The organism is Mesorhizobium sp. M1307 (genome assembly GCF_040318155.1).
GTDB lineage: Bacteria > Pseudomonadota > Alphaproteobacteria > Rhizobiales > Rhizobiaceae > Mesorhizobium.
The window spans coordinates 25,632-45,824 of the sequence record NZ_JAMYLR010000031.1 but is presented as its reverse complement, the minus strand read 5'-3'; the positions used below and the strand labels follow the sequence as shown (position 1 = coordinate 45,824).

Here is a 20,193-nt window from a genome sequence, read left to right as displayed (position 1 = left end):
AAGCCCTTGCGAAGCATGGTTGTCCCGTGCAAAAGCCCGGCCATGCTGATCATCAACGACCTTTCGCTCCGCATGGCCGGACGCCTGCTTCTCGACCATGCCTCGCTGACCTTGCCGGCCGGCAGCAAGGCCGGCCTTGTCGGCCGCAACGGCACCGGCAAGACGACCTTGTTCAAGGCGATCACCGGCGATCTCGCCTCCGAGACCGGCTCGATCAGCCTGCCCAAGAATACGCGCATCGGCCAGGTCGCGCAGGAAGCGCCGGGCACCGAGGAGCCGCTGATCGAGATCGTGCTCAAGGCCGACCTTGAGCGGAGTGCACTGCTCGAAGAGGAAAAGACGGCGACCGATCCGCACCGCATCGCCGACATCCACATGCGGCTGGCCGATATCGATGCGCACTCGGCCGAGTCACGCGCGGCCACCATTCTCGCCGGCCTCGGCTTCGACGATGCCGCGCAGCGGCGCCCGGCCTCGTCCTTCTCCGGCGGCTGGCGCATGCGCGTCGCGCTGGCCGCCGTGTTGTTTGCCGAGCCCGATCTGCTGCTGCTCGACGAGCCAACCAATTATCTCGATCTCGAAGGCACGCTCTGGCTGGAAAACTACGTGTCGAAATACCCGCACACCGTGCTCTTGATTTCGCACGATCGCGACCTGCTCAACCGCGCCGTCAACTCGATCGTCCATCTCGACCAGAAGAAGCTGACCTTCTGGCGCGGCGGCTACGACCAATTCGAGCGCCAATATACCGAGCAGCGCGAGTTGCAGGAGAAGGGCCGCGTCAAGCAGGAAGCCGCGCGCAAGCACATGGAATCCTTCGTCGAGCGCTTCCGCGCCAAGGCGTCGAAGGCGAGGCAGGCGCAGTCGCGCATCAAGGCGTTGGAGAAGATGAAGCCGATCGCCGCGATCGTGAATGACGCGGTTCGGCCGTTCTCCTTCCCCGAGCCGGTGAAGACGGTGGCCTCGCCGATCATTGCGCTGAACAACGTCAACGTCGGCTACACCGAGGGCGAGCCGATCCTGAAGAAGATGACGCTGCGCATCGATGCCGACGACCGCATCGCGCTGCTCGGCGCCAACGGCAACGGCAAGTCGACTTTCGCCAAGCTTTTGGCCGGCCGGCTGAAGCCGGAGACCGGCAGCATGACGGTGGCGCCCGGGCTGAAGGTAGCAATCTTCGCCCAGCACCAGCTCGACGACCTCAGGCCTGATGAAAACGCCTATGAACACGTCCGCCGGCTGATGCCGGACGCGCCGGAATCCAAGGTGCGCGGCCGTGTCGCCCAGTTCGGCCTGACCACCGAAAAGATGAACACCGCCGCCAAGGACCTGTCCGGCGGCGAGAAGGCGCGGCTTTTGATGGGCCTGTCGGCCTTCGAGGGGCCGAACCTGTTCATCCTCGACGAACCGACCAACCATCTTGATATCGACAGCCGTGAATCGCTGATCCATGCGCTGAACGATTTTCCCGGCGCGGTCATCCTGATCTCGCACGACCGCCATCTGCTCGAAGCGACCGCCGACCGGCTGTGGCTGGTCAAGGACGGCGCGGTTAATCCGTATGACGGCGATCTCGAGGATTACAAGACGCTGGTCACCGGCGTCTCCGGCGACCGCCGCGGCAAGCGCGAGGCGGACAAAGCCTCGAAGGCCGACCGCCGCCGCGACGCAGCCGCGCGCCGCGCTGCGTTCGAGCCGCTGGCCAAGGAAATCCGCGCCACCGAAGCGCTGATGGACCGTCTCCGCAAGCGCATCGACCTGATCGAGGACGAACTCGCCAATCCGGCCGTCTACGAAAAGGACCCCTCGACCGCGACAAGGCTGGCCAAGGAGCGCTCGCAACTCGCGCAACAGCTGGCCGGCCACGAGGAAAAATGGCTGTCGATGTCGGCGGAGTACGAGGAAGGCACGGCGGAGTAGGAAGAGCGCAATCTCCCCCCTCGCGGGGGAGATGCCCGAAATGCCGCGCCTACGACGCGTTGCTCAAGCCTGTCGCGGTCATGTGGCCGGGTACGTTCCTGGATACCCACGTGGTTCGCCGTAGGGGGTGAATGAGATGCTTGAAGGTCGGGAGTGGCGCAAAAACGATGGAGCGTCAGACGAAGCGATCGAGAAACTCAGGGACGTGGGGCCTTTGGTCCTGCCTGAAAGCTATGTTGCCCTTCTCTCTTTCAGCAACGGTGGTGAGGGCCCCCTGCCAGTCCAGCCGCTATGGCTTGCCTTGCACGCCGCGGAAGAGGTGATCGAAATAGAGCAACAGGGGACATTCAAGGAGTTCTTTCCGGGTTTTTTCGTTATCGGCAGCAACGGGGGCGGCGACGCGATTGCGTTCGATCTACGCACCGCGGGGCTTTATCCGCTCGTTGCGTTTGACATGACAAATAGTGATCTTATCGAAAGCGTTTGGCCCATTGCGCCGGACTTTGATGCATTCTTGGACTTGATCGGCCTTTCCGACGAATAGCCCAGAGGGGGATGTAGGCCCGCCCATCTGGCCCTACACGCCGCTATCACAACCGGCTAGTTTGCTCCCATGAATCAGCACGCCAAGCTCAAAATCGGCCATTCGGCCTGTCCGCATGATTGCCCTTCGACCTGCGCGCTCGAGGTCGAGCTGCTCGACGCCAGGCGTATCGGTCGCGTCCATGGCGCCAAGGCCAACAGCTATACGGCCGGCGTCATCTGCGCCAAGGTCGCCCGTTACGCCGATCGCGTCCATCATCCCGACCGCCTACTGAAGCCGCTGGTGCGGGCCGGCGCCAAGGGCGACGGCGCCTGGAAGGAAGCGAGCTGGGAGGCGGCGCTCGATCTGGTCGCTGAAAAATTCATCGCAGCGGAGGCAAAATATGGCTCGGAGACGGTCTGGCCCTATTACTATGCCGGCACGATGGGGCTGGTGCAGCGCGACGGCATCGAGCGGCTCAGGCACGCCAAGAAATACTCCGGCTTCTTCGGTTCGATCTGCACCAATCTGGCCTGGACCGGCTGGATGATGGGCGCCGGCGCGCTGCGCGGTCCCGACCCGCGGGAGATGGCAAAGTCCGACTGCGTTGTGATCTGGGGCACCAATGCCGTGGTCACGCAGGTCAACGTCATGACCCACGCCATCAAGGCGCGCAAGGAACGCGGCGCCAAGATCGTCGTCATCGACGTCTACGAAAATGCAACGATGAAGCAGGCCGATCTCGGCCTGGTGCTGAAGCCCGGCACCGACGGCGCGCTGGCGTGCGCTGTCATGCACGTGCTGTTCCGCGACGGCATGGCCGACCGCGCCTATCTGGAAAAATACACCGACGACCCGCACGGTCTGGAAGCGCATCTCAAGACGCGGACACCGCAATGGGCCGCTGACATCACCGGGCTTTCCGTCGACGAAATCGAGGCCTTCGCCCGTCTCGTCGGCACGACGAAGAAGACCTATTTCCGCCTCGGCTACGGTTTTTCGCGGCAGCGCAACGGTTCGGTCAACATGCACGCCGCGGCCTCGATCGCGGCGGTTACCGGCTGCTGGCAATATGAGGGCGGCGGCGCCTTCCATTCCAATTCGGGCATCTTCAAGCTCAACCAGGAACTGCTCGAAGGCACACGGATGCGCGACCCCGCGATCCGTCATCTCGATCATTCGCGGATCGGCCCGGTGCTGACAGGGGCTGAGGATGCGCTCTATGGCGGCCCGCCGGTGACGGCGCTGCTGATCCAGAACACCAATCCGGTCAATGTCGCGCCGGAGCAGCGGCTGGTGAAGCAAGGTTTTCTGCGCGACGATCTGTTTTCCTGCGTGCACGAGCAGTTCATGACCGACACCGCCAAGCTCGCCGATGTGGTCCTGCCGGCGACGATGTTTCTCGAGCATGACGACGTCTACAAGGGTGGCGGCAACCAGCACATCACACTCGGGCCGAAGCTGATCGACCCGCCGGAAGGCCCGCGCACCAACCATTTCGTCATCGAGGAGCTCGGCAAGAGGCTCGGTGTCGCCGACCGTCCGGGCTTCGGCATGACCGAGCAGCAGCATATCGATATCATCCTGGGCAAGCGCGGGCTGGGCAGCTTTTCGAGCCTGGAAGAGCAGAAATGGGTCGATTTGCAGCCGGATTTCGAGGCCGCGCATTTCCTCGACGGCTTCGGCCATGCCGACAAGAAGTTCCATTTTCGCGCCGACTGGACGGGCCAGGCCGCACCCAACCGGCCACCGAAAAGCATGGGCCTGTTCGGGCCGGTGGCGAGCCTGCCGGAATTCCCCGACCATGTCGACCTGATCGAAGTGGCGGACGAGGCGCACCCGTTCCGGCTGACCACCTCGCCGGCGCGCAATTTCCTCAATTCGACCTTTGCCGAAACGCCGGTATCGCAGGCAAAAGAGCGCCGGCCGGAGCTGCTCTTGCATCCCGATGATGCGGCGGCACTCGGCGTCGCCGACGGCGGCCGTGTCGAGGTCGGCAACCAGCGTGGCGAGGTGGTGCTGCACGCAAAGCTGTTCGACGGCATCAAGCGCGGCGTCGTCGTCGCCGAAGGCATCTGGCCCAACAGCGCCCATGAGCGCGGCGAGGGCATCAACGTGCTGACCGGCGCCGATGCGCCGGCGCCCTATGGCGGCGCGGCCTTCCACGACAACAAGGTCTGGCTGCGCCCGGCGGATTGAGCGTCGGAACGATATCTCCATCCGGCCGTTTTCGCGTGGCGGGTGGAGGCATTGTCATGGCAGAAGTGTTGCCGGCGCCGGATCCTATCGGAAGGACACTGTCGTCCGGCGAACTCGTAACCACAATGTCCCACTTTCATCGCGCCGAGATTGCGCGCATGGCTGGGTGGCGTGACCGCCTGGACCGGACGAGCAACTGGGCGATAACCGTTGTCGCAGCCATGCTGTCCGTTTCGCTTTCGACAGCCAGCGCTCACCATGGCGTGCTGCTGTTTGCCATGCTGCTTGTTCTGCTGCTGCTGTGGATAGAGGCCCGCCGATATCGCTTCTTCGACTTCTATCGGGCTCGCGTGCGCCAGTTCGAACGGCACTATTTCGCGCAGATATTCTCGTCGCAGCCGGACTTCGCGTCCGATTGGCTGTTGATCGTCGGCGAGAGCCTGCGCGCGCCGAAATTCCTGATTTCGCAACGCGTGGCTTTGGCGCGCCGCCTGCGTCGCAATTACATTTACATGCTGCTGATTCTGCTGCTGGCCTGGATCCTCAAACTGTCGACCCCCAGTCTTCTGACCGAAGGCGTCCGCATCGGCTTCGTCGGGTCGATGCGTGAGGCCGTCACCAGTGCTGCCCTGGGTCCCGTTCCTGGTGGCGCCATCGTCGTGCTGGTCGCCGTCCTCTATGCAGGCCTGCTGGTGACAGCCTTTCTGACAGAGAGCGACGACGGCGAACTCTCCTTCGGTGACGTCCACGTCTAGCAACGCAACGCCGTGTCGCGCGTTGTTGAACACGTGCATTGGGCGATGGGGGTTTCATGGCTTGGCAGGCTCCGACACGTTCCAGCCTGACACTGCTGGTTTGCGCTTTCGTCCCCGCGGGCGCGGCCTGGGCAGCGGAGACGCTCGTTGCCGGTACCCGGGCCTCCGGCATGGGTGGTTCGGGCGAAGGCGCTTTCGTCGCCGAGATCGTGCTTCTGCTGCTTGTCGGGCGCGGCCTGGGCGAAGTGCTGCAGCGTTATGGCCAGCCGGCAATCATGGGCCAACTGATCGGCGGCATCCTGCTCGGTCCTTCGCTGTTCGGCTGGCTGTGGCCGTCGGCCCAGCACCTGATCTTTCCCAGTGATCCTGCGCAAAAGGGCATGATCGACGCCGTCTCGCAGCTCGGCATCCTGATGCTGCTTTTGCTGACCGGCATGGAGACGGACCTGCGGCTGGTGCGCCGGGTTGGCGCGGCCTGTTTTTCCATTTCGGCTACCGGCGTCGTGGTGCCCTTCATCTTCGGTTTCGCGCTGGCGCAGTTCCTGCCGGACGCATTGCTGGCTGAGCCCACGCAGCGCACCGTCGCCGGGCTGTTCCTGGGCACGGCGCTGTCGATCTCGTCGGTCAAGGTCGTCGCCATGGTGGTGCGCGAGATGAACTTCATGCGCCGCAACCTCGGACAGGTGATTATTTCCTCGGCGATCATCGAGGACACGATCGGCTGGCTGGTCATCGCCGTAACCTTCGGCATCGCCACCAACGGCAGGCTGCAGCTCGTACCGCTGGTGACCACCATCGCCGCGGTGGCACTGTTCATGGTGTTCTCCTTCACCATTGGCCGCCGTCTTGTCTTCACCTTGATCCGCTGGACCAACGATCAATTCCGCAGCGAGTTTGCGGTGATCACCATGATCCTCATCATCATGGGAGCGATGGCGCTGATCACTAATCTGATAGGCGTCCATACCGTGCTGGGGGCGTTCGTCGCCGGCATCCTTGTCGGGGAATCGCCCATCCTCTCCAGCCATATCGAAGGCCAGCTGCGCGGCGTCATCACCGCGCTGTTCATGCCGATCTTCTTCGGCATGGCGGGGCTTTCCGCCGATCTCACGGTGCTCGCCGATCCAACCCTTGCCATGCTGACGGGCGCTCTCGTGGTCATCGCCAGCATCGGCAAGTTTGGCGGCGCCTTCATCGGCGCCAAGCTCGCCGCCATGTCGTTCAAGGAGGCAATCGCCGTCGGCAGTGCCATGAACGCACGCGGCTCCACCGAGGTGATCGTCGCCAGCATCGGCCTGTCGATGAACATCCTGTCGCACAATCTCTTCACCATGATCGTCACCATGGCCGTGATCACCACCTTGGCCATGCCGCCGATGCTGCGCTGGGCGCTCGGCCGGCTGCCGGTTGGGCACGACGAGCAGCAGCGTGTCGAGCGCGAGGCGTTGGACGAATACGGCTTCATTTCCAGGCTGGAGCGGCTGCTGGTGCTGGTCGACGACAGCAGGATCGGCAAGTTCACTGCATATCTCGCCGGACTGGTCGGCGGAGGCAGCGGCATGCCCACCACCTTGCTTCGCCTGCCCACCACCTTGCTTCAGCCGAAAGACGGCCGAGTTGACAGGCCGACCGACAGCAAGGGACAGGAGCGCGCCCTGCAGGAAATCAAGAAGGGCGCAAGAAAAAGCGCTCAGGCGGTGAAACGGATCGAAGATACGCTTGTCGACAAAGTCCACCTGACGGCCCGCACCGAATTGGAGGCCACGGGTGAGACGATCGCCGAAGAGGCCCGCAAGGGATACGGCCTGTTGCTGGTCGGCCTGGACAATGTGCTGACCGCCGATGGCGCCTTCGCGCCGGCCCTCAACGACATTGCCGCAGGATTTGACGGCCCGCTTTGCCTGGTCCTGAACGGCGGCAATGCTGGCGAAAAGATGCCGACGCTGAAGGCCGGCACCAGCATTCTCGTCCCCGTCAACGGTACCCAGGTGGCGCGTCGCGCCGCCGACCTGGCGCTGGCGCTGGCCCGTCCAAACCGGGCGCGGATCAAGGTTCTCTACGTCTCGCAAAAGGCAGCCAAGGACCGCAGGTCGATATCGGTGTCGCATAGCCGCGAAGAGGCCGTCCTGAAAGACATCGCTGATCTGGCGGGCCGCTACGGCCTGCATATCGACACAGCGTTCCATACCCGCGTTACACCCGACAAGGCGATCACCCGGGAGGCGGCCAAAGGAGCGGTGATCGTCGTGATGGGCGTCACCCAACGTCCGGGTGAGGACCTGTTCTTCGGTGAAACCGCCGGCGCTGTTTTAGCCGCCTGCAACTGCCCCGTCGTGCTTCTGGCCAGCGCGCGGCCCAAGCACGACGCCGCTGGCGCCGAGCTGGCAGCGTGAATTTCACGGCGCATTGATCCGTCGGCAGGAATGTCGATCGAGCCTCTGAAAGCGCTGATCCGCCAAACGTAAAGAACTCGAACCGAACGGTTCGGTTCCGTTGACTGAGAGTACAGGAAAGGGTGAACGCCGGCTCAAAGAATGTTCGCGCGGCAAATCACCACTGACCGCATAACTAGCTAGTTGAAAAGAAGAAAGAACATTGTGGCGCATGGAGCTGCATGTCGATTTTCAAGCGGCCAATTTGGCGCACCGGCACAAAATTTTCGTGATTGGAAACGACAGACTTGCCGACCCATCTCGGGGTGGTCCGAGCGACGCGAATTCCTCCCGAGGCACGCCACTTGACGGACAGACCAAAGAACTACCGGAGTACCGAAATGACCAAGCTCGCTCTTACCGCCGCCGCCATCCTCGTTGCCACCGGCACTGCTTTTGCCGGCAGCGACCATTATGGCTCGGACAACGTCAACCAGCCGGCCGCTGCTGCTGCCAACGTCGACAACACCTTCACCGGTTCGATCCGCAAGCCAGTTACTTCCGAGCATACCGGTGCCAAGATAACCTCCGAGTCGGTGGCGCCTGAATCCGGCCAAGGCATCTGGGGCCGCTGATTATCACGGCCCGCAACACAAAGAGCAGCGGGCTTGGCCCGCTACTCTTGCTGTCGCGTATCAACGGGCGTGTGCGCCGAATAGCATCCTGCGCCAATCGAATACTTTGATTTGCAGGTTTCATCTGTAGCCACAATCTCGGTTGCTGAAATCGTCCAGCAACGTGCACATCGGAAAAAGCCGGGTGCGTATTCGTCGGCGCGGACAGCGCTCTCATCTCGAATGCGTCGAAAGCAACGACAACTCACGAATGACCAGTACATTGGAGTACCTGAAATGACCAAGACTGCTCTTACCGTCGCCACCATCGTCCTCGTCGCCACGGGCAGCGCCTTTGCAGGCAGCGATCACTATGGCTCGGACGGCGTCAACCAGCCGGCCGCGCCTGTTGGCAACGCGCCTGTCGGCACCGTCGACAGCGGGTTTACCGGTTCCATCCGCAAGCCGCTGACGGCCGAGCACAACGCCGTCGACACCGAGGCGACGACCTGGTTTGGCACGGATCAGCCCGTAGTGCCCCAATCTGGCCGGGGCAATTGGGGCCGTTAGTTCCTTAACCGGGAGCACAATGCGCGGCGGGCCTGGCCCGCCGCTCTTGTTTGGGCAAAGCCCGGTCGGTCGAAAGGGTCGGCGATCCCCGGGCCTGTTGGTAAATCCCTAGCGAAGATCCTTCGGCCAAATGCAGTGCGTCAGCCGGGCGCTGCCGAAGGTGAGACCGGCCCAATCGCCATCGACGTCGAACCGAGCCAGGGCCGCGGTCGGGAATTTTTCCGCCAGTTTTTTCAGCGCCGCTTCATCAGATCCAGCCCCGGCAAGACCGCGCGCGAACTCCTCCAACCCGGGATTGTGGCCAAGCACCAGCAGCGTTCCGGTCCCCGCCTTCACTTGCCGCACCTTGGCGAGGATGTCCGCCGCTGCTGCCTCGTAAAGCGCCTGGGCAAATTTGGCCTGCACCTTCGCCGGCAATTCCGCCGAGACCAGCCGCCACGTGTCGCGGGTGCGCAGCGCCGGCGACACCAGCGCCAACTCCGGCAGCCAGCCGCGCCGGGCCAGTTCGCGGCCGACCAGCGGCGCTGCCTTCAGCCCGCGCGCGGACAGCGGCCGTTCGAAGTCGATGAGGTTGGGATCGTCCCAACTCGACTTGGCGTGACGCAGGAGCAGCAGTTGCTTCATGGATTCAAAATAAGGCCGAAGCGTCGCGTGCGCCATGCACGACGCGGACGATCTCGACGCGCTGTTCGGCCAGGCGATAAAGCACGAGATAGTTGCCGATCGTCAACGCCCGCACCTCGGCAGCGATGTCGGGCCTCTTGGGACCGGATTCCGGGAATGTGCCCAATTGCACGATGCGCTCGGCAATAGCATCCAAAAAGCGGTCCGCGGCAAGCGGGTTGTCCCTTGCAATGCCAAACCAAATATCGATCAGGTCGTCTCCTGCCGCCGGGCTGTGGACAATGCGGATGTCAGCCATTCCGCCGGTTTTTGCTGGTGTTGCCCAACCGGCTGCGGGCTTTCTGTTTTATGTCCTCGATGTCGAACGGCGCAAACGGACCGCTCTCCAGCCCTTCCGTCCAGGCTTTCCGCAACCGCTCCGCTTCGGCCTCGCGCAAGGGCTGGCGAAGCCGCCATTCGCGCAGTGCCTCGCGGATCACTTCACTTGCCGAACCGTACTGCCCGCTGGCCACCGCGCCTTTGACCATGTCCAGCAGTTCCGGGGAAAGCGCTACGCTGACTTTTTCGACTGTCGCCATCAAGCCGTCTCCTCACGAAAACGGTAGCAAAATTTGCTACCAAATTCAAGAACTGACTCTTACGGCGTTATCCGCGCCAGGTGCTCGAGATCGGTCTCTTCGCGCATCGGGTCGGGCGCGATCACCACCGACGTGGCGTTGTCGGCATCGTCGGCGAAGCGCGAAAACACCGTGCGGCCGCCTTCCATCCGCGCCTTGCCTTCGGCGACCAGCCCCAGCGCCAGCGGATAGAGCTGGTGCTCGGCCTTGAGCACGCGCGCGGCCAGCGTGTCCTCATTGTCGCCGACCATCACCGGCACGGCGGCCTGGGCGATGATCGGCCCGTCATCCATGTCGAGCGTGACGAAATGCACCGTGCAGCCATGGATGCGCATGCCCGCGCGCAACGCCCGCGCATGCGTATCCAGCCCCTTGAAGGCAGGCAGCAGGGCAGGGTGGATATTGATCATGCGGCCCTGCCACTTGTCCACGAAGCGCGCGCCGAGGATGCGCATATAGCCGGCCAGCGCGACGATCTCGGCGCCGAACGATAAGAGGGCCGCATCGATCGCCTCGTCATGCGCTTGCTTGCTGGCATAGTCGGAGCGCGAAATCACTCTGGTGGCGATGCCGCGCGCCGCGGCGATGCCAAGGCCGGCGGCATTGGCGCGCTCGGAGATGACGCCGACGATCTCGGCCGGATAGGCCGGGTTGCTCGCCGCCGCAACCAGCGCCGTCATGTTGGAGCCGCGCCCCGAGATCAGTACGACCGTCCGTTTCCTGGTCATAGGCCAATCGAGCCCCGATAGATGACGCCGGCATCGCGGCGCGGCACGATCTGGCCGATCGGCGTCACCGTCTCGCCGGCCTCCTGCAGAACGGCAGCGACCTGCGCCGCCTGGCCGGAGGCGACGACCAGGATCATGCCGATGCCGCAATTGAAGGTCCGCATCATCTCTTCCGGCGCGACGCCGCCGGTCTTGGCCAGCCATGAGAACACCGGCGGTACCTCGATGGCGCCGAGATCGAGCTCGGCCGAAAAATCCTTGGGCAGAACGCGCGGGATATTTTCGGGAAAGCCGCCGCCGGTGATATGGGCCAGCGCCTTGATGCCATGCGTGTTGCGGATCGCCTTGAGGATCGACTTGACGTAGATGCGCGTCGGCTCGAGCAGCGCCTCGGCCAGCGTCGCCTCGTCATTGAACGGCGCCGGATCGCCCCAGCCAAGGCCGCTTACCGCGACGATGCGGCGGACCAGCGAAAAGCCGTTCGAATGCAGGCCCGAGGAGGCAAGGCCGAGCAGCACGTCGCCTTCGACGATGTCGTCGGTCGGCAGCAGCTGGCCGCGTTCGGCGGCACCGACGGCAAAGCCGGCAAGGTCATAATCCTTGTCGTGATACATGCCGGGCATTTCCGCCGTCTCGCCGCCGATCAGCGCGCAACCGGCCTGCCGGCAGCCCTCGGCGATGCCGCCGACGATCGAAGCACCCTGGTCGGGATCGAGCTTGCCGGTGGCGAAATAGTCGAGGAAGAACAGCGGCTCGGCGCCCTGCACGACGATGTCGTTGACGCACATGGCGACCAGGTCGATGCCAATCGTGTCATGCTTGCCGGCGTCGATGGCGATCTTCAGCTTGGTGCCGACGCCGTCATTGGCGGCGACCAGCACCGGATCGGTGAAGCCGGCTGCCTTGAGGTCGAACAGGCCGCCGAAGCCGCCGATCTCGCCATCGGCGCCCGGCCGGCGGGTGGCGCGCACCAGCGGCTTGATCTTCTCGACCATGAGGTTGCCGGCATCGATGTCGACGCCCGCTTCGGCATAGGTGAGCCCGTTCTTGCGCTTGCTCATTTCCGGCGCCTGCTCATCTGTTGCGCTTGCCTGTCGCTGTTTTCACTCGCGTGCGGGCTCTTCGCATGAACGGTTTTGCCCCGCAAGGCAAGCGCGCGATTAATGGTGTTTTCAGTTGGATGCCGCGGGAACCGGGCGTGATACACTCCAACAGTAAAAAGAAATCCCTGCCAGAATTGCGGCGAGGCCACCGACGGTGGCAAGAGACCTGATCTCACCGTCGAAGGGCTGAGTTCCATACGAGAAGCCGGCGGCGAGCAAAGCCGCCGCGGCAGCCCACAGACCTGGATTTACAACGACTGATCTTGAGAAAACGAACGCGACGACAGCGGCGGTCAGCCAGAGGGGCCAAGAGACGACCACGCCCACGGCCAGCTCAAGAGCGAAGGCCCACAGGAGATCTTGCGTCGCCACCTTGCGGTGCGGGGCTCCGAAAAATGCGAAGACCAAAAGACTTTCTGTCAGTCCGGCCAGATAACAAAGCGTTACTCGCCAAGCGATTGTGATTCTCTGCGCCATCGTCATTCAGCAGTGGGGAAATAGGCTGTCGCTTCACGGGCTCTTCGCATGAACGGCCGCACCTCGCAAGGATGACGGCGGGATCAGACGGTCTTGGCTCGACAAAGGAGTGGACAGTCGCCCAAGCTGCCCCCCTTATGGACGCCTCTCTCGTTCCGCCAGAACCATGTCGACGCGGTCGAGTTGTGCCTTGGCGTAGCCGCTCAGCGCTATTCCGCCATTGTTCGTTCGAATCCAGTGCACAGCCTGCTTTACCCGCTCGTAGTGCCCAAGTTCGATTTCGCAGGCAATCAGCGCGAGGAATTCGAACTGCGAAGGGCTGTGTGAATTCGTAAGGTTTGTCGAGCAACTCGCTATGTCCGGCGACGTAACTGGCGAGGTCCGGGTTCTGAGCGCTGATCCGTCGCGCCAGCTCGACATATTTCCCCAGCAACCTGTCTATGCTCGTCTGGTCAAGGTGCTCGAAGTAACGAGCATAAGCTTTCAGCTCATTGTTAAATATCGTTTCAGGATGAAACTGCGACAGTCCGGGCCAGATCCATTTTTTGCCGTACAGCCTTTCAAGCAACGGCCTGACGGTAAGAAAGTCCAGGTAAACGAGCATGTTCAAATGAACATCGCCATAGCTTGCAGTAAAGGCCTCTTCGAGAATCAGGCTGATATCGTCGCCCCGGTCGACTTCGAAGACGCCTTTCCGGATGCGGCGAAAGCCATGTCCCGTCATGAATGTATCGAGATACTTACGCGCTTCGCCAACGGCCAAAGACAAGGTTCCACTCCCTCTCTGTTGCGCATCGTGCCTTGCTAGCGGCCTATTAGTCCATCCACAGCGCGCCTTGTTTCCTAACGGCCAAAGGATAGCGCGCTTCGGGCTCGCTTCCATTTGGTTAGTTCAACGCTGGCTATTCTTCACGCACCTCTGCGTTGATTGCAAATTGCGCGGCGAAAGCCCGGATATAAGCCGGCCGAGCTTCCCCGCGCGCTACATAGGCAGCCAAGTTTTGATATTCGTCCAAAATGCCTGACATTCTTAGTCGCAGCAGCACCGATACCATCAATAAATCGCCTGCGCTGAACGTATCATCGAGCCAGTCGGCGACGCCCAAGTGGGCCGAGAGTTTGTCCAGCCGAGCGCGAACACGGTCCTTTACCAACGGCAAGCGCTCCTCGCTCCAAGGCTTGTCACGTTCGAATATTCTTGCCGTCGTTAATTCGAGGATCGGCGGCTCGACGGTGTTAAGTGCGGCAAACATCCACGTGATCGCACGCGCGCGGGCATTGCGATCCTTCGGCAGCAATCCCGCATGCTGCTCAGCAAGGTGAAAGACGATCGAGCCGGTTTCGAACAGCGAGAGAGAACCTTCCTCATAGGTGGGGATCTGGCCGAAGGGATGGATGGCCAGATGGCCAGGCGCCTTCATCTCTGCGAAGGAAACAAGACGAACCTCATACGGCTGCCCCACTTCTTCGAGCGCCCAGCGAACGCGCGTATCGCGCGCCAGTCCCTTGCCGCCATCGGGCGATCGTTCAAATGCTGTGATAGTGATTGTCATCGCGTCCGTTTCCTTGCTGGGCAAATTTCCTCGGCTTCCTATCGTGAGACGAATGAGCCTCCCCGAAATCGACATCGGTCTTGACCTATTTCATTGCTGGCGCCCTCGTGGGGAGATTGGCAGCTTCTGTGTCGCTTCTCACTTGCCGTAACCCTCCATCTCCATCATGTATCGACAAACAAGAGCGACGGGATATGCGTTTGACCATCCCCAACATGATCACGATCATGCGCTTCGTGCTGGTGCCGGCCGTGGTGCTGGCCATGCTGCAGGAACGCTGGGACTGGGCCTTTGCCGGCTTCCTCATTGCCGGCATTTCCGACGGCGTCGACGGCTTCATCGCCCGTCATTTCAACCAGTTTTCCAGGCTCGGCGCCTATCTCGATCCGATGGCCGACAAGCTGCTGCTGGTCTCGGTTTTCGTGGTCCTGGGCTTCAGCGGCGAACTGCCGCTGTGGCTGGTCGTTACCATGGTGTCGCGCGACGCACTGATCGTCTGCGCCGTGCTTTTATCCACCGTCATGGCGCATCCGGTCGAGATGAAGCCGCTCCTGGTGTCGAAGGCCAACACCGCGATCCAGATCGTGCTGGCGGCAGTGGTGTTGGGCGAACTCGCCTTCGACATCCGTCTCGATCCGCTGAGGCCGGCCCTCATATTGCTGTCCGGGGTCTTGACCGTGGCTTCGGCCGCGGCCTATCTCGTGGCTTGGCTGAGGCATATGAGCGGCTATGGCGAAGGCTCCACACCCGGCACCTGAACACGGGGCACCTGACCACCGGGCACCTGACGAACGGTCCATCGACGCCGAGGCTGAAGCCGCGGCAGCGGAGGCTGCGGCATCGGCGTCGTTTCGCCGGCAGATCCGTTTCTGGCTGGTCAGCGCCATCATCCTCGCCGTCTTCCTTTATGTCTTCAGCGGCATCCTTCTGCCCTTCGTCGCCGGCATGGTGCTCGCTTATTTCCTCGACCCTGTCGCCGACCGGCTGGAGCGGCTCGGCCTGTCCAGGCTGATGGCGACGGTGGTCATCCTCATCGCCTTTATCGTCGTCCTGGTGCTGGCCGTCGTCATCCTGGTTCCGGTACTTGCCTCGCAGATGGCTGATTTCGCCAGCAAGCTGCCGGACTATCTGACCCGGCTGCAGAGCCTTATCACCAGCTTCGACCCGAAATGGCTGGAAGAGAAATTCGGCGTCGACGCCAACGGCCTGCGCGAAGGCCTGAACTCGCTGCTGACCTCCGGCTTCGGCCTCCTGACCACCGTCTTCACCTCGATCTGGAGCTCCGGTGTGGCGCTGGTCTCGGTGGTCAGCCTGTTCGTCGTGACGCCGGTCGTCGCCTTCTACATGCTGCTCGACTGGGACCGCATGGTGGCAATCGTCGACAGCTGGGTGCCGCGCGACTATGTCAAGACCGTCAGGACGATCGCCAGGGACATCAACACGGCGACCGCCGGCTTCGTGCGCGGCCAGGGCACGCTGTGCCTGGTGCTCGGCGCCATGTATGCCACCGGCCTGACACTGACGGGCCTAAATTTCGGCATCCTCATCGGTCTGTTCGCCGGGCTGATCTCCTTCATCCCCTATGTCGGCTCGCTGACCGGCCTGGTGCTGGCCGTCGGCGTCGCCTTCGTCCAGTTCTGGCCGGACTGGACCATGATCGCAGCGGTGGCCGGTGTGTTCTTCGTCGGCCAGTTCATCGAGGGCAACATCCTGCAGCCAAGGCTGGTCGGCAAAAGCGTTGGCCTGCATCCGGTATGGCTGATGTTTGCGCTGTTTGCCTTCGGCGCGCTGTTCGGCTTCGTCGGCCTGCTGATTGCCGTGCCGGCTTCCGCCGCCGTTGCCGTTCTGGTGCGTTTCGCCATCGCCCGCTATCTCGAATCGCCGCTCTACAAGGGCCATGCCGACGAGCCGGTGCCGCCGCTGCAGGTGCGGCGCCGCGGGGGCGCGCGCGGTTGAGCCAGATGCCGGACAAGATCGATCCGCCGCGTCAATTGCCGCTCGATCTAGGCCACGGCACCGGCTATTCGCGCGACGAGCTCGTCGTCTCCAGCACCAACAGCCAGGCGGCGGCGCTTGTCGACCGCTGGCCGGACTGGCCGTCGCCGGTCGTTGTGCTGGCCGGGCCGGCCGGCTCGGGGAAAACCCATCTGGCCTCGATCTGGCGGACCCGCGCCGACGCGGTGAAAGTGGAGGCCGGCCGCATCGGCGACTGCATCGAAAACCTCGGTCCGCATCCGGCCCTGATCGACGATATCGACGCCGAACCGATCGATGAGCACGGCCTTTTCCACCTAATCAACGCGGTGCGCGGCGCCGGCTCGAGCTTGCTGTTGACGGCGCGGCGCTTCCCGTCCGCCTGGGGCGTCAGGCTGCCCGACCTGGCGTCGCGGCTGAAGGCGGCGGCGACCGTCGAGATCCACGAACCCGACGATCTTCTGCTGGCCGGCGTCATCACAAAGCTGTTCACCGACCGCCAGGTCGAGGTCGAGCCGCATGTCGTGCAATATCTGGTGCGCCGCATCGAACGCTCGCTGGCCACCGCCATGCGCGTGGTCGAGCGGCTCGACCGCACCGCGCTCGAGCGCAAGACGCCGATCACCCGCGCCCTGGCAGCCGAGACCGTCAGCGCCATGGACGAAGGGCAGGGCGAGTTCGAGATATAGCGGGATGATCTCGTTTGGCGGGTGTGCTAATCAAGTCGATCTTTTTGACAGTAGGTATTGGAATGAGCCCGATCGTCAGACGAATCGCACTGATATGGTTTGTCTCATCGCTGTTCTGGTCGGCGATCGTGGTCAAAGAGATGTTCGATTACGCGGACTTGATGCTCAGGGCTTACGGCGAGGAGCCTGCTCATATCACCTGGCTCAGGCAAGCCTTTTCGGAGTTTTGGCCAGCTATTCCCTGGGGCTCGGCCGTGATCCTGGTCGTGGAAGTCGGAGGCGCATTACTGCTGATTTCAGGAATTCGACTGATCCGGCACATCAGGCAAAAAGCCTCGGCGTGAACATCAGGGAGCTCACTTCCGTCTGTGTCCCATTTCGAGAAAAAAGACTGGCACCTGTCTTGCAACAAAGAGCTTGCCGGCTAATCCCGGTCCTGATTGCGTATCAAATCAGGTTGTAGGCTCGCCGGGAGATGGGGCGGTTGGGGTTCTCTTCCCGGCGAGCTTGCCATATGCGGCGATCCGACCAGTCGCCTTGAAGTGAGATTTTCTCGCCAGCTGATAGCGCTATTCTCAACGCTGTCGGTCTTGCCTGGAAATGATGTCGGCGACGTATTTTGATCGAGAGCCGTCCCATCCGCAGGCCGTGCATCGGCCGCTTTCGAAATGATGTTCGCAGTTTGGATATCCATAGAGCAGAGATGCGCATTCGGCACATAGACTGGCCATTGCGCTGCTGCCGGAAAAATACGTGCTGCCGCACTCATCGCAGGTCGCGATTGGTCGGTCCGTCATTGCTCTAGCCTCGGTACCGTTTCAGACCGATCGTCTCCCCCAAGCACCGCTCGTTCCACGCCAAACCGCCGGCGATAGTCGCCGGGCACCAGGCCGGTTATCCTGGCGAATACCTTGCGGAACGAGCCGGGATCGTCATAGCCGACCTCCCAGGCGATCTGGTCGATCGCTCGCATCGTGGTTTCCAGCATCTCGCGCGCCTTGCCGACCCGCAGGTGCTGACAATATTCGGTCGGCTTGAGGCCGGTGGCGCTGCGGAAGCGCCGCAGAAAAGTCCGCTCCTCCAGCCCGGTGTGATCGGCCATGGCGCCAAGCGTCACATCGCGCGCGCCGTTCGCCTGCAGCCAGTGCTGCACCTTGAGAATCGCTTCATCGCCATGGGTCAGTCGCGGCGCAAACGGACTGTAAAAACGTTGCTCGCGGCCCGGCGGGTCGACCAGCATGAAACGCGCCGTGTCCATCATCACGGTTGACCCGAGCACCCTGTCCACGAGCTTGAGGCCGAGGTCGGTCCAGGCCATGTAGCCGCCGGCGGTGATGATATCGGCATCGTCGATGACCAGCCTGTCGGCGTCGAGCAGGATGTCTGGAAAGCGCAGCGCCAGCGCGTCGCGATAAGCCCAGTGCGTCGTCGCCGCACGGCCGGACAACAGGCCGGTTTCGGCAAGCACGAAAGCGCCGGCACAGACCGAACCGAGCGTCGCGCCTGCCGTGTGGCGATCCCTGAGCCAGCCGGCATAGGGCGCGGCTGCTTCCCGAGCGATCGGATCTCCCAAGGTCGGCGGGAGGATAACCATGGCTGGTTCATTGTCGGCGCCGGGGTCGCTGTCGAAGGTGCGGACTACGGTGTGGCCCGCGTCCTCCAATTGCCAATGACTGACGCGAAGCCTCGCCGCCTCGGGCGACCGCTCGACAGCCAGCCGGTTTGCCAGCATGAAAAGATCGGTCAGGCCGAGCACGGCCGCTTCCTGCACGCCGGGATACAAGACAAGGCCGATTTCGATCAGATCACGCGCAGCCGTCATTTGTCAGTTTTGCCACGTTGAATGTCCGTTTTGCCAATGCTCACCCTGGCCGCGCTGTTATAATTTGTCCAGCTGAAGGGGCTAAAAGCTTCCCTGTTACCCCCCGACTTTTCCATCAAGGAGTAGGACGATGAGCACATTCACCACCCATGACGGCACCGAGATTTTCTACAAGGACTGGGGCAAGGGCCAGCCGATCGTGTTCCATCACGGCTGGCCGCTGAGCTCAGACGACTGGGACAACCAGATGCTGTTCTTCCTCGAAAAGGGCTACCGCGTCATCGCCCATGACCGCCGCGGCCACGGCCGCTCGTCGCAGACCGCGACTGGCAATGAGATGGACACCTACGCCGCCGACGTTGCGGCGCTGGCGGCGCATCTCGATCTCAGGGATGCGATCCACATCGGCCATTCGACCGGTGGCGGCGAGGTGGCCCGTTACGTCGCGCTTTATGGCGGTGGCGGCCGCGTTGCCAAGGCGGTGCTGATCGGCGCCGTGCCGCCGATCATGGTCAAGACCGACAGCAATCCGGGTGGCCTGCCGATCGAGGTCTTCGACGGCTTTCGCGCCGCTTTGGTCGCGAACCGCGCCCAGTTCTACAGGGATGTGCCGGCCGGCCCGTTCTATGGCTTCAACCGCGAGGGCGCCAAGGTCTCGCCAGGCGCCGTCGACAACTGGTGGCGCCAGGGCATGATGGGCGGCGCCAAGGCCCATTACGACTGCATCAAGGCGTTCTCGGAGACCGATTTCACCGACGACCTCAAGAAGATCGAGGTTCCCGTCCTGATCATGCATGGCGACGACGACCAGATCGTGCCGATCGCCGATTCCGCGCTGCTTGCGGCCAAGCTGGTGAAGCATGGCACGCTCAAGGTCTACAAGGGCCTGCCGCACGGCATGTGCACCACGCATCCGGAGATCATCAATCCGGATCTGCTGGCCTTCATCCAGGGCTGACGGCTTGCATGTCGGACGGGCAGCGCGGGCTCGTGCTGTCCGTCCGTCGCTTAAACATGACCGGCGACGGGAGACACGCTCGAGCGTGATCCGCTTGCCCTGCCGACGAGATTTGCTTGATGAATGGTCGGAGTGGAGAGATTCGAACTCCCGACCCTCTGGTCCCAAACCAGATGCGCTACCAGGCTGCGCTACACTCCGAACGGTCTGTTGCCTAGTGATTTCAGCCCGCCAAAGCAAGCGTAAAAAGCCATCGGCCTTGCTGCCGGCGGCATTGCGCAGTAATGACGGGCTAGTGCATGGCCAGAGAACAGTAATCTGGTCTCGGGGTCGTGTGCTTGCAACAAGCAATGAGGTGGTCATGTCAGCCCGCATTTTCAGCCCAGCCAAAACCGCGATGCAGTCCGGCAAGGCCAAGACCGGCTATTGGGTGCTGGAATTCGATCCGGAGCAGCGCAAGAAGATCGATCCGCTGATGGGCTACACCACGTCCGGCGACATGCGCAGCCAGATCAGGCTGACCTTCGACACAAGAGAAGAGGCGGTCGCCTATGCCGAGAAGGAAGGGCTGGCTTTTCGGGTCGAGGAGCCGAAGGAAATCAAGCGCCGCCAGATTTCCTATGCGGAGAATTTCCGCTATGACCGCAGGACGCCCTGGACGCATTGATCCTATGCCGGCCCTGCCGGCACAATCC

Annotated in this window: 22 protein-coding genes and 1 tRNA gene; 14 read left to right on the top strand and 9 right to left on the bottom strand. The window is 62.6% G+C overall.

Going from position 1 to position 20,193, the window contains the following annotated elements; translation table 11 throughout:
- The first annotated feature begins 42 nt into the window (after window positions 1-42).
- The 7 genes from NKH16_RS25550 (at window position 43) to NKH16_RS25520 (ending at window position 8,953) form a co-directional block, all read left to right on the top strand.
- A complete protein-coding gene (locus NKH16_RS25550) occupies window positions 43-1,920 on the top strand; it encodes an ABC-F family ATP-binding cassette domain-containing protein (RefSeq protein WP_352747346.1) in 1,878 nt (625 codons plus the stop codon).
- A gap of 136 nt (window positions 1,921-2,056) precedes the next feature.
- Complete coding sequence (locus tag NKH16_RS25545; RefSeq protein ID WP_352747345.1) at window positions 2,057-2,464, top strand: SMI1/KNR4 family protein; 408 nt, start codon at window positions 2,057-2,059, stop codon at window positions 2,462-2,464.
- Window positions 2,465-2,533: 69 nt separating this feature from the next.
- On the top strand, window positions 2,534-4,642 hold the full coding sequence (locus NKH16_RS25540) for a molybdopterin-containing oxidoreductase family protein (protein ID WP_352747343.1): 2,109 nt from the start codon (window positions 2,534-2,536) through the stop codon (window positions 4,640-4,642).
- Between the two features lie 56 nt (window positions 4,643-4,698).
- On the top strand, window positions 4,699-5,397 hold the full coding sequence (locus tag NKH16_RS25535; protein ID WP_352902499.1) for a DUF2270 domain-containing protein: 699 nt from the start codon (window positions 4,699-4,701) through the stop codon (window positions 5,395-5,397).
- Window positions 5,398-5,567: 170 nt separating this feature from the next.
- Window positions 5,568-7,790, top strand: a complete 2,223-nt coding sequence (locus NKH16_RS25530; RefSeq protein WP_502894990.1) for a cation:proton antiporter domain-containing protein — start codon at window positions 5,568-5,570, stop codon at window positions 7,788-7,790.
- 380 nt (window positions 7,791-8,170) lie between these two features.
- The gene (locus tag NKH16_RS25525; protein ID WP_352747338.1) at window positions 8,171-8,404 is read left to right on the top strand and encodes a DUF680 domain-containing protein; all 234 of its coding nucleotides are present in this window, start codon (window positions 8,171-8,173) and stop codon (window positions 8,402-8,404) included.
- A 276-nt stretch (window positions 8,405-8,680) separates the two neighbouring features.
- Complete coding sequence (locus NKH16_RS25520; protein ID WP_352616713.1) at window positions 8,681-8,953, top strand: DUF680 domain-containing protein; 273 nt, start codon at window positions 8,681-8,683, stop codon at window positions 8,951-8,953.
- Window positions 8,954-9,061: 108 nt separating this feature from the next.
- Here NKH16_RS25520 and NKH16_RS25515 read toward each other — a convergent pair whose 3' ends face one another.
- The 6 genes from NKH16_RS25515 to NKH16_RS25490 all read right to left on the bottom strand — a co-directional run bounded on the left by NKH16_RS25515 (window position 9,062) and on the right by NKH16_RS25490 (window position 12,502).
- On the bottom strand, window positions 9,062-9,577 hold the full coding sequence (locus NKH16_RS25515; RefSeq protein WP_352747336.1) for a SixA phosphatase family protein: 516 nt from the start codon (window positions 9,575-9,577) through the stop codon (window positions 9,062-9,064).
- Window positions 9,578-9,581: 4 nt separating this feature from the next.
- Window positions 9,582-9,875, bottom strand: coding sequence for a type II toxin-antitoxin system RelE/ParE family toxin (locus tag NKH16_RS25510; protein ID WP_352747333.1), 294 nt, complete (start codon window positions 9,873-9,875; stop codon window positions 9,582-9,584).
- Window positions 9,868-10,155, bottom strand: coding sequence for a type II toxin-antitoxin system ParD family antitoxin (locus tag NKH16_RS25505; RefSeq protein ID WP_352457662.1), 288 nt, complete (start codon window positions 10,153-10,155; stop codon window positions 9,868-9,870). The genes NKH16_RS25510 and NKH16_RS25505 overlap by 8 nt, the downstream gene beginning before the upstream one ends.
- Window positions 10,156-10,214: 59 nt before the next feature.
- Complete coding sequence (gene purN / locus NKH16_RS25500; RefSeq protein WP_352902494.1) at window positions 10,215-10,922, bottom strand: phosphoribosylglycinamide formyltransferase; 708 nt, start codon at window positions 10,920-10,922, stop codon at window positions 10,215-10,217.
- Window positions 10,919-11,983, bottom strand: a complete 1,065-nt coding sequence (gene purM, locus NKH16_RS25495) for a phosphoribosylformylglycinamidine cyclo-ligase (protein WP_023677649.1) — start codon at window positions 11,981-11,983, stop codon at window positions 10,919-10,921. Before purM ends, purN begins: the two co-directional genes overlap by 4 nt.
- A gap of 111 nt (window positions 11,984-12,094) precedes the next feature.
- Window positions 12,095-12,502 (bottom strand): hypothetical protein, encoded by a 408-nt coding sequence (locus tag NKH16_RS25490; protein ID WP_352747328.1) that lies wholly within the window; start codon window positions 12,500-12,502, stop codon window positions 12,095-12,097.
- Between the two features lie 355 nt (window positions 12,503-12,857).
- Between NKH16_RS25490 and NKH16_RS25485 the strand changes: the two genes are divergently transcribed.
- Window positions 12,858-13,310: a hypothetical protein gene (locus tag NKH16_RS25485; RefSeq protein ID WP_352743408.1), complete on the top strand. Its 453-nt coding sequence runs from the start codon at window positions 12,858-12,860 to the stop codon at window positions 13,308-13,310.
- Between the two features lie 94 nt (window positions 13,311-13,404).
- On the opposite strand, the gene NKH16_RS25480 is transcribed toward NKH16_RS25485, so the two are convergent.
- Entirely contained in the window at window positions 13,405-14,055 is a 651-nt protein-coding gene (locus tag NKH16_RS25480; protein ID WP_352452979.1) for a glutathione S-transferase family protein, read from the bottom strand.
- A 200-nt stretch (window positions 14,056-14,255) separates the two neighbouring features.
- Between NKH16_RS25480 and NKH16_RS25475 the strand changes: the two genes are divergently transcribed.
- The 4 genes from NKH16_RS25475 to NKH16_RS25460 all read left to right on the top strand — a co-directional run bounded on the left by NKH16_RS25475 (window position 14,256) and on the right by NKH16_RS25460 (window position 17,062).
- Complete coding sequence (locus NKH16_RS25475; RefSeq protein WP_023677645.1) at window positions 14,256-14,813, top strand: CDP-alcohol phosphatidyltransferase family protein; 558 nt, start codon at window positions 14,256-14,258, stop codon at window positions 14,811-14,813.
- Entirely contained in the window at window positions 14,785-16,011 is a 1,227-nt protein-coding gene (locus NKH16_RS25470) for an AI-2E family transporter (protein WP_352747324.1), read from the top strand. Before NKH16_RS25475 ends, NKH16_RS25470 begins: the two co-directional genes overlap by 29 nt.
- Window positions 16,012-16,016: 5 nt before the next feature.
- The gene (hdaA, locus tag NKH16_RS25465; protein ID WP_352747321.1) at window positions 16,017-16,718 is read left to right on the top strand and encodes a DnaA regulatory inactivator HdaA; all 702 of its coding nucleotides are present in this window, start codon (window positions 16,017-16,019) and stop codon (window positions 16,716-16,718) included.
- Between the two features lie 62 nt (window positions 16,719-16,780).
- Entirely contained in the window at window positions 16,781-17,062 is a 282-nt protein-coding gene (locus NKH16_RS25460; protein ID WP_352747319.1) for a hypothetical protein, read from the top strand.
- A gap of 449 nt (window positions 17,063-17,511) precedes the next feature.
- On the opposite strand, the gene NKH16_RS25455 is transcribed toward NKH16_RS25460, so the two are convergent.
- Entirely contained in the window at window positions 17,512-18,540 is a 1,029-nt protein-coding gene (locus NKH16_RS25455; protein ID WP_352747316.1) for a GlxA family transcriptional regulator, read from the bottom strand.
- A gap of 130 nt (window positions 18,541-18,670) precedes the next feature.
- On the opposite strand from NKH16_RS25455, the gene NKH16_RS25450 reads away from it, so the two are divergent.
- On the top strand, window positions 18,671-19,498 hold the full coding sequence (locus NKH16_RS25450; protein WP_352747313.1) for an alpha/beta fold hydrolase: 828 nt from the start codon (window positions 18,671-18,673) through the stop codon (window positions 19,496-19,498).
- Window positions 19,499-19,622: 124 nt separating this feature from the next.
- Here the strand turns inward: NKH16_RS25450 and NKH16_RS25445 are convergent.
- A tRNA-Pro gene (locus tag NKH16_RS25445) sits at window positions 19,623-19,699 on the bottom strand.
- 160 nt (window positions 19,700-19,859) lie between these two features.
- Here NKH16_RS25445 and NKH16_RS25440 point away from each other — a divergent pair.
- Window positions 19,860-20,165 carry an ETC complex I subunit gene (locus NKH16_RS25440; protein ID WP_023677641.1) on the top strand — a complete coding sequence of 102 codons (306 nt, stop codon included), beginning with the start codon at window positions 19,860-19,862 and terminating at the stop codon, window positions 20,163-20,165.
- The last annotated feature ends 28 nt before the right edge of the window (window positions 20,166-20,193 follow it).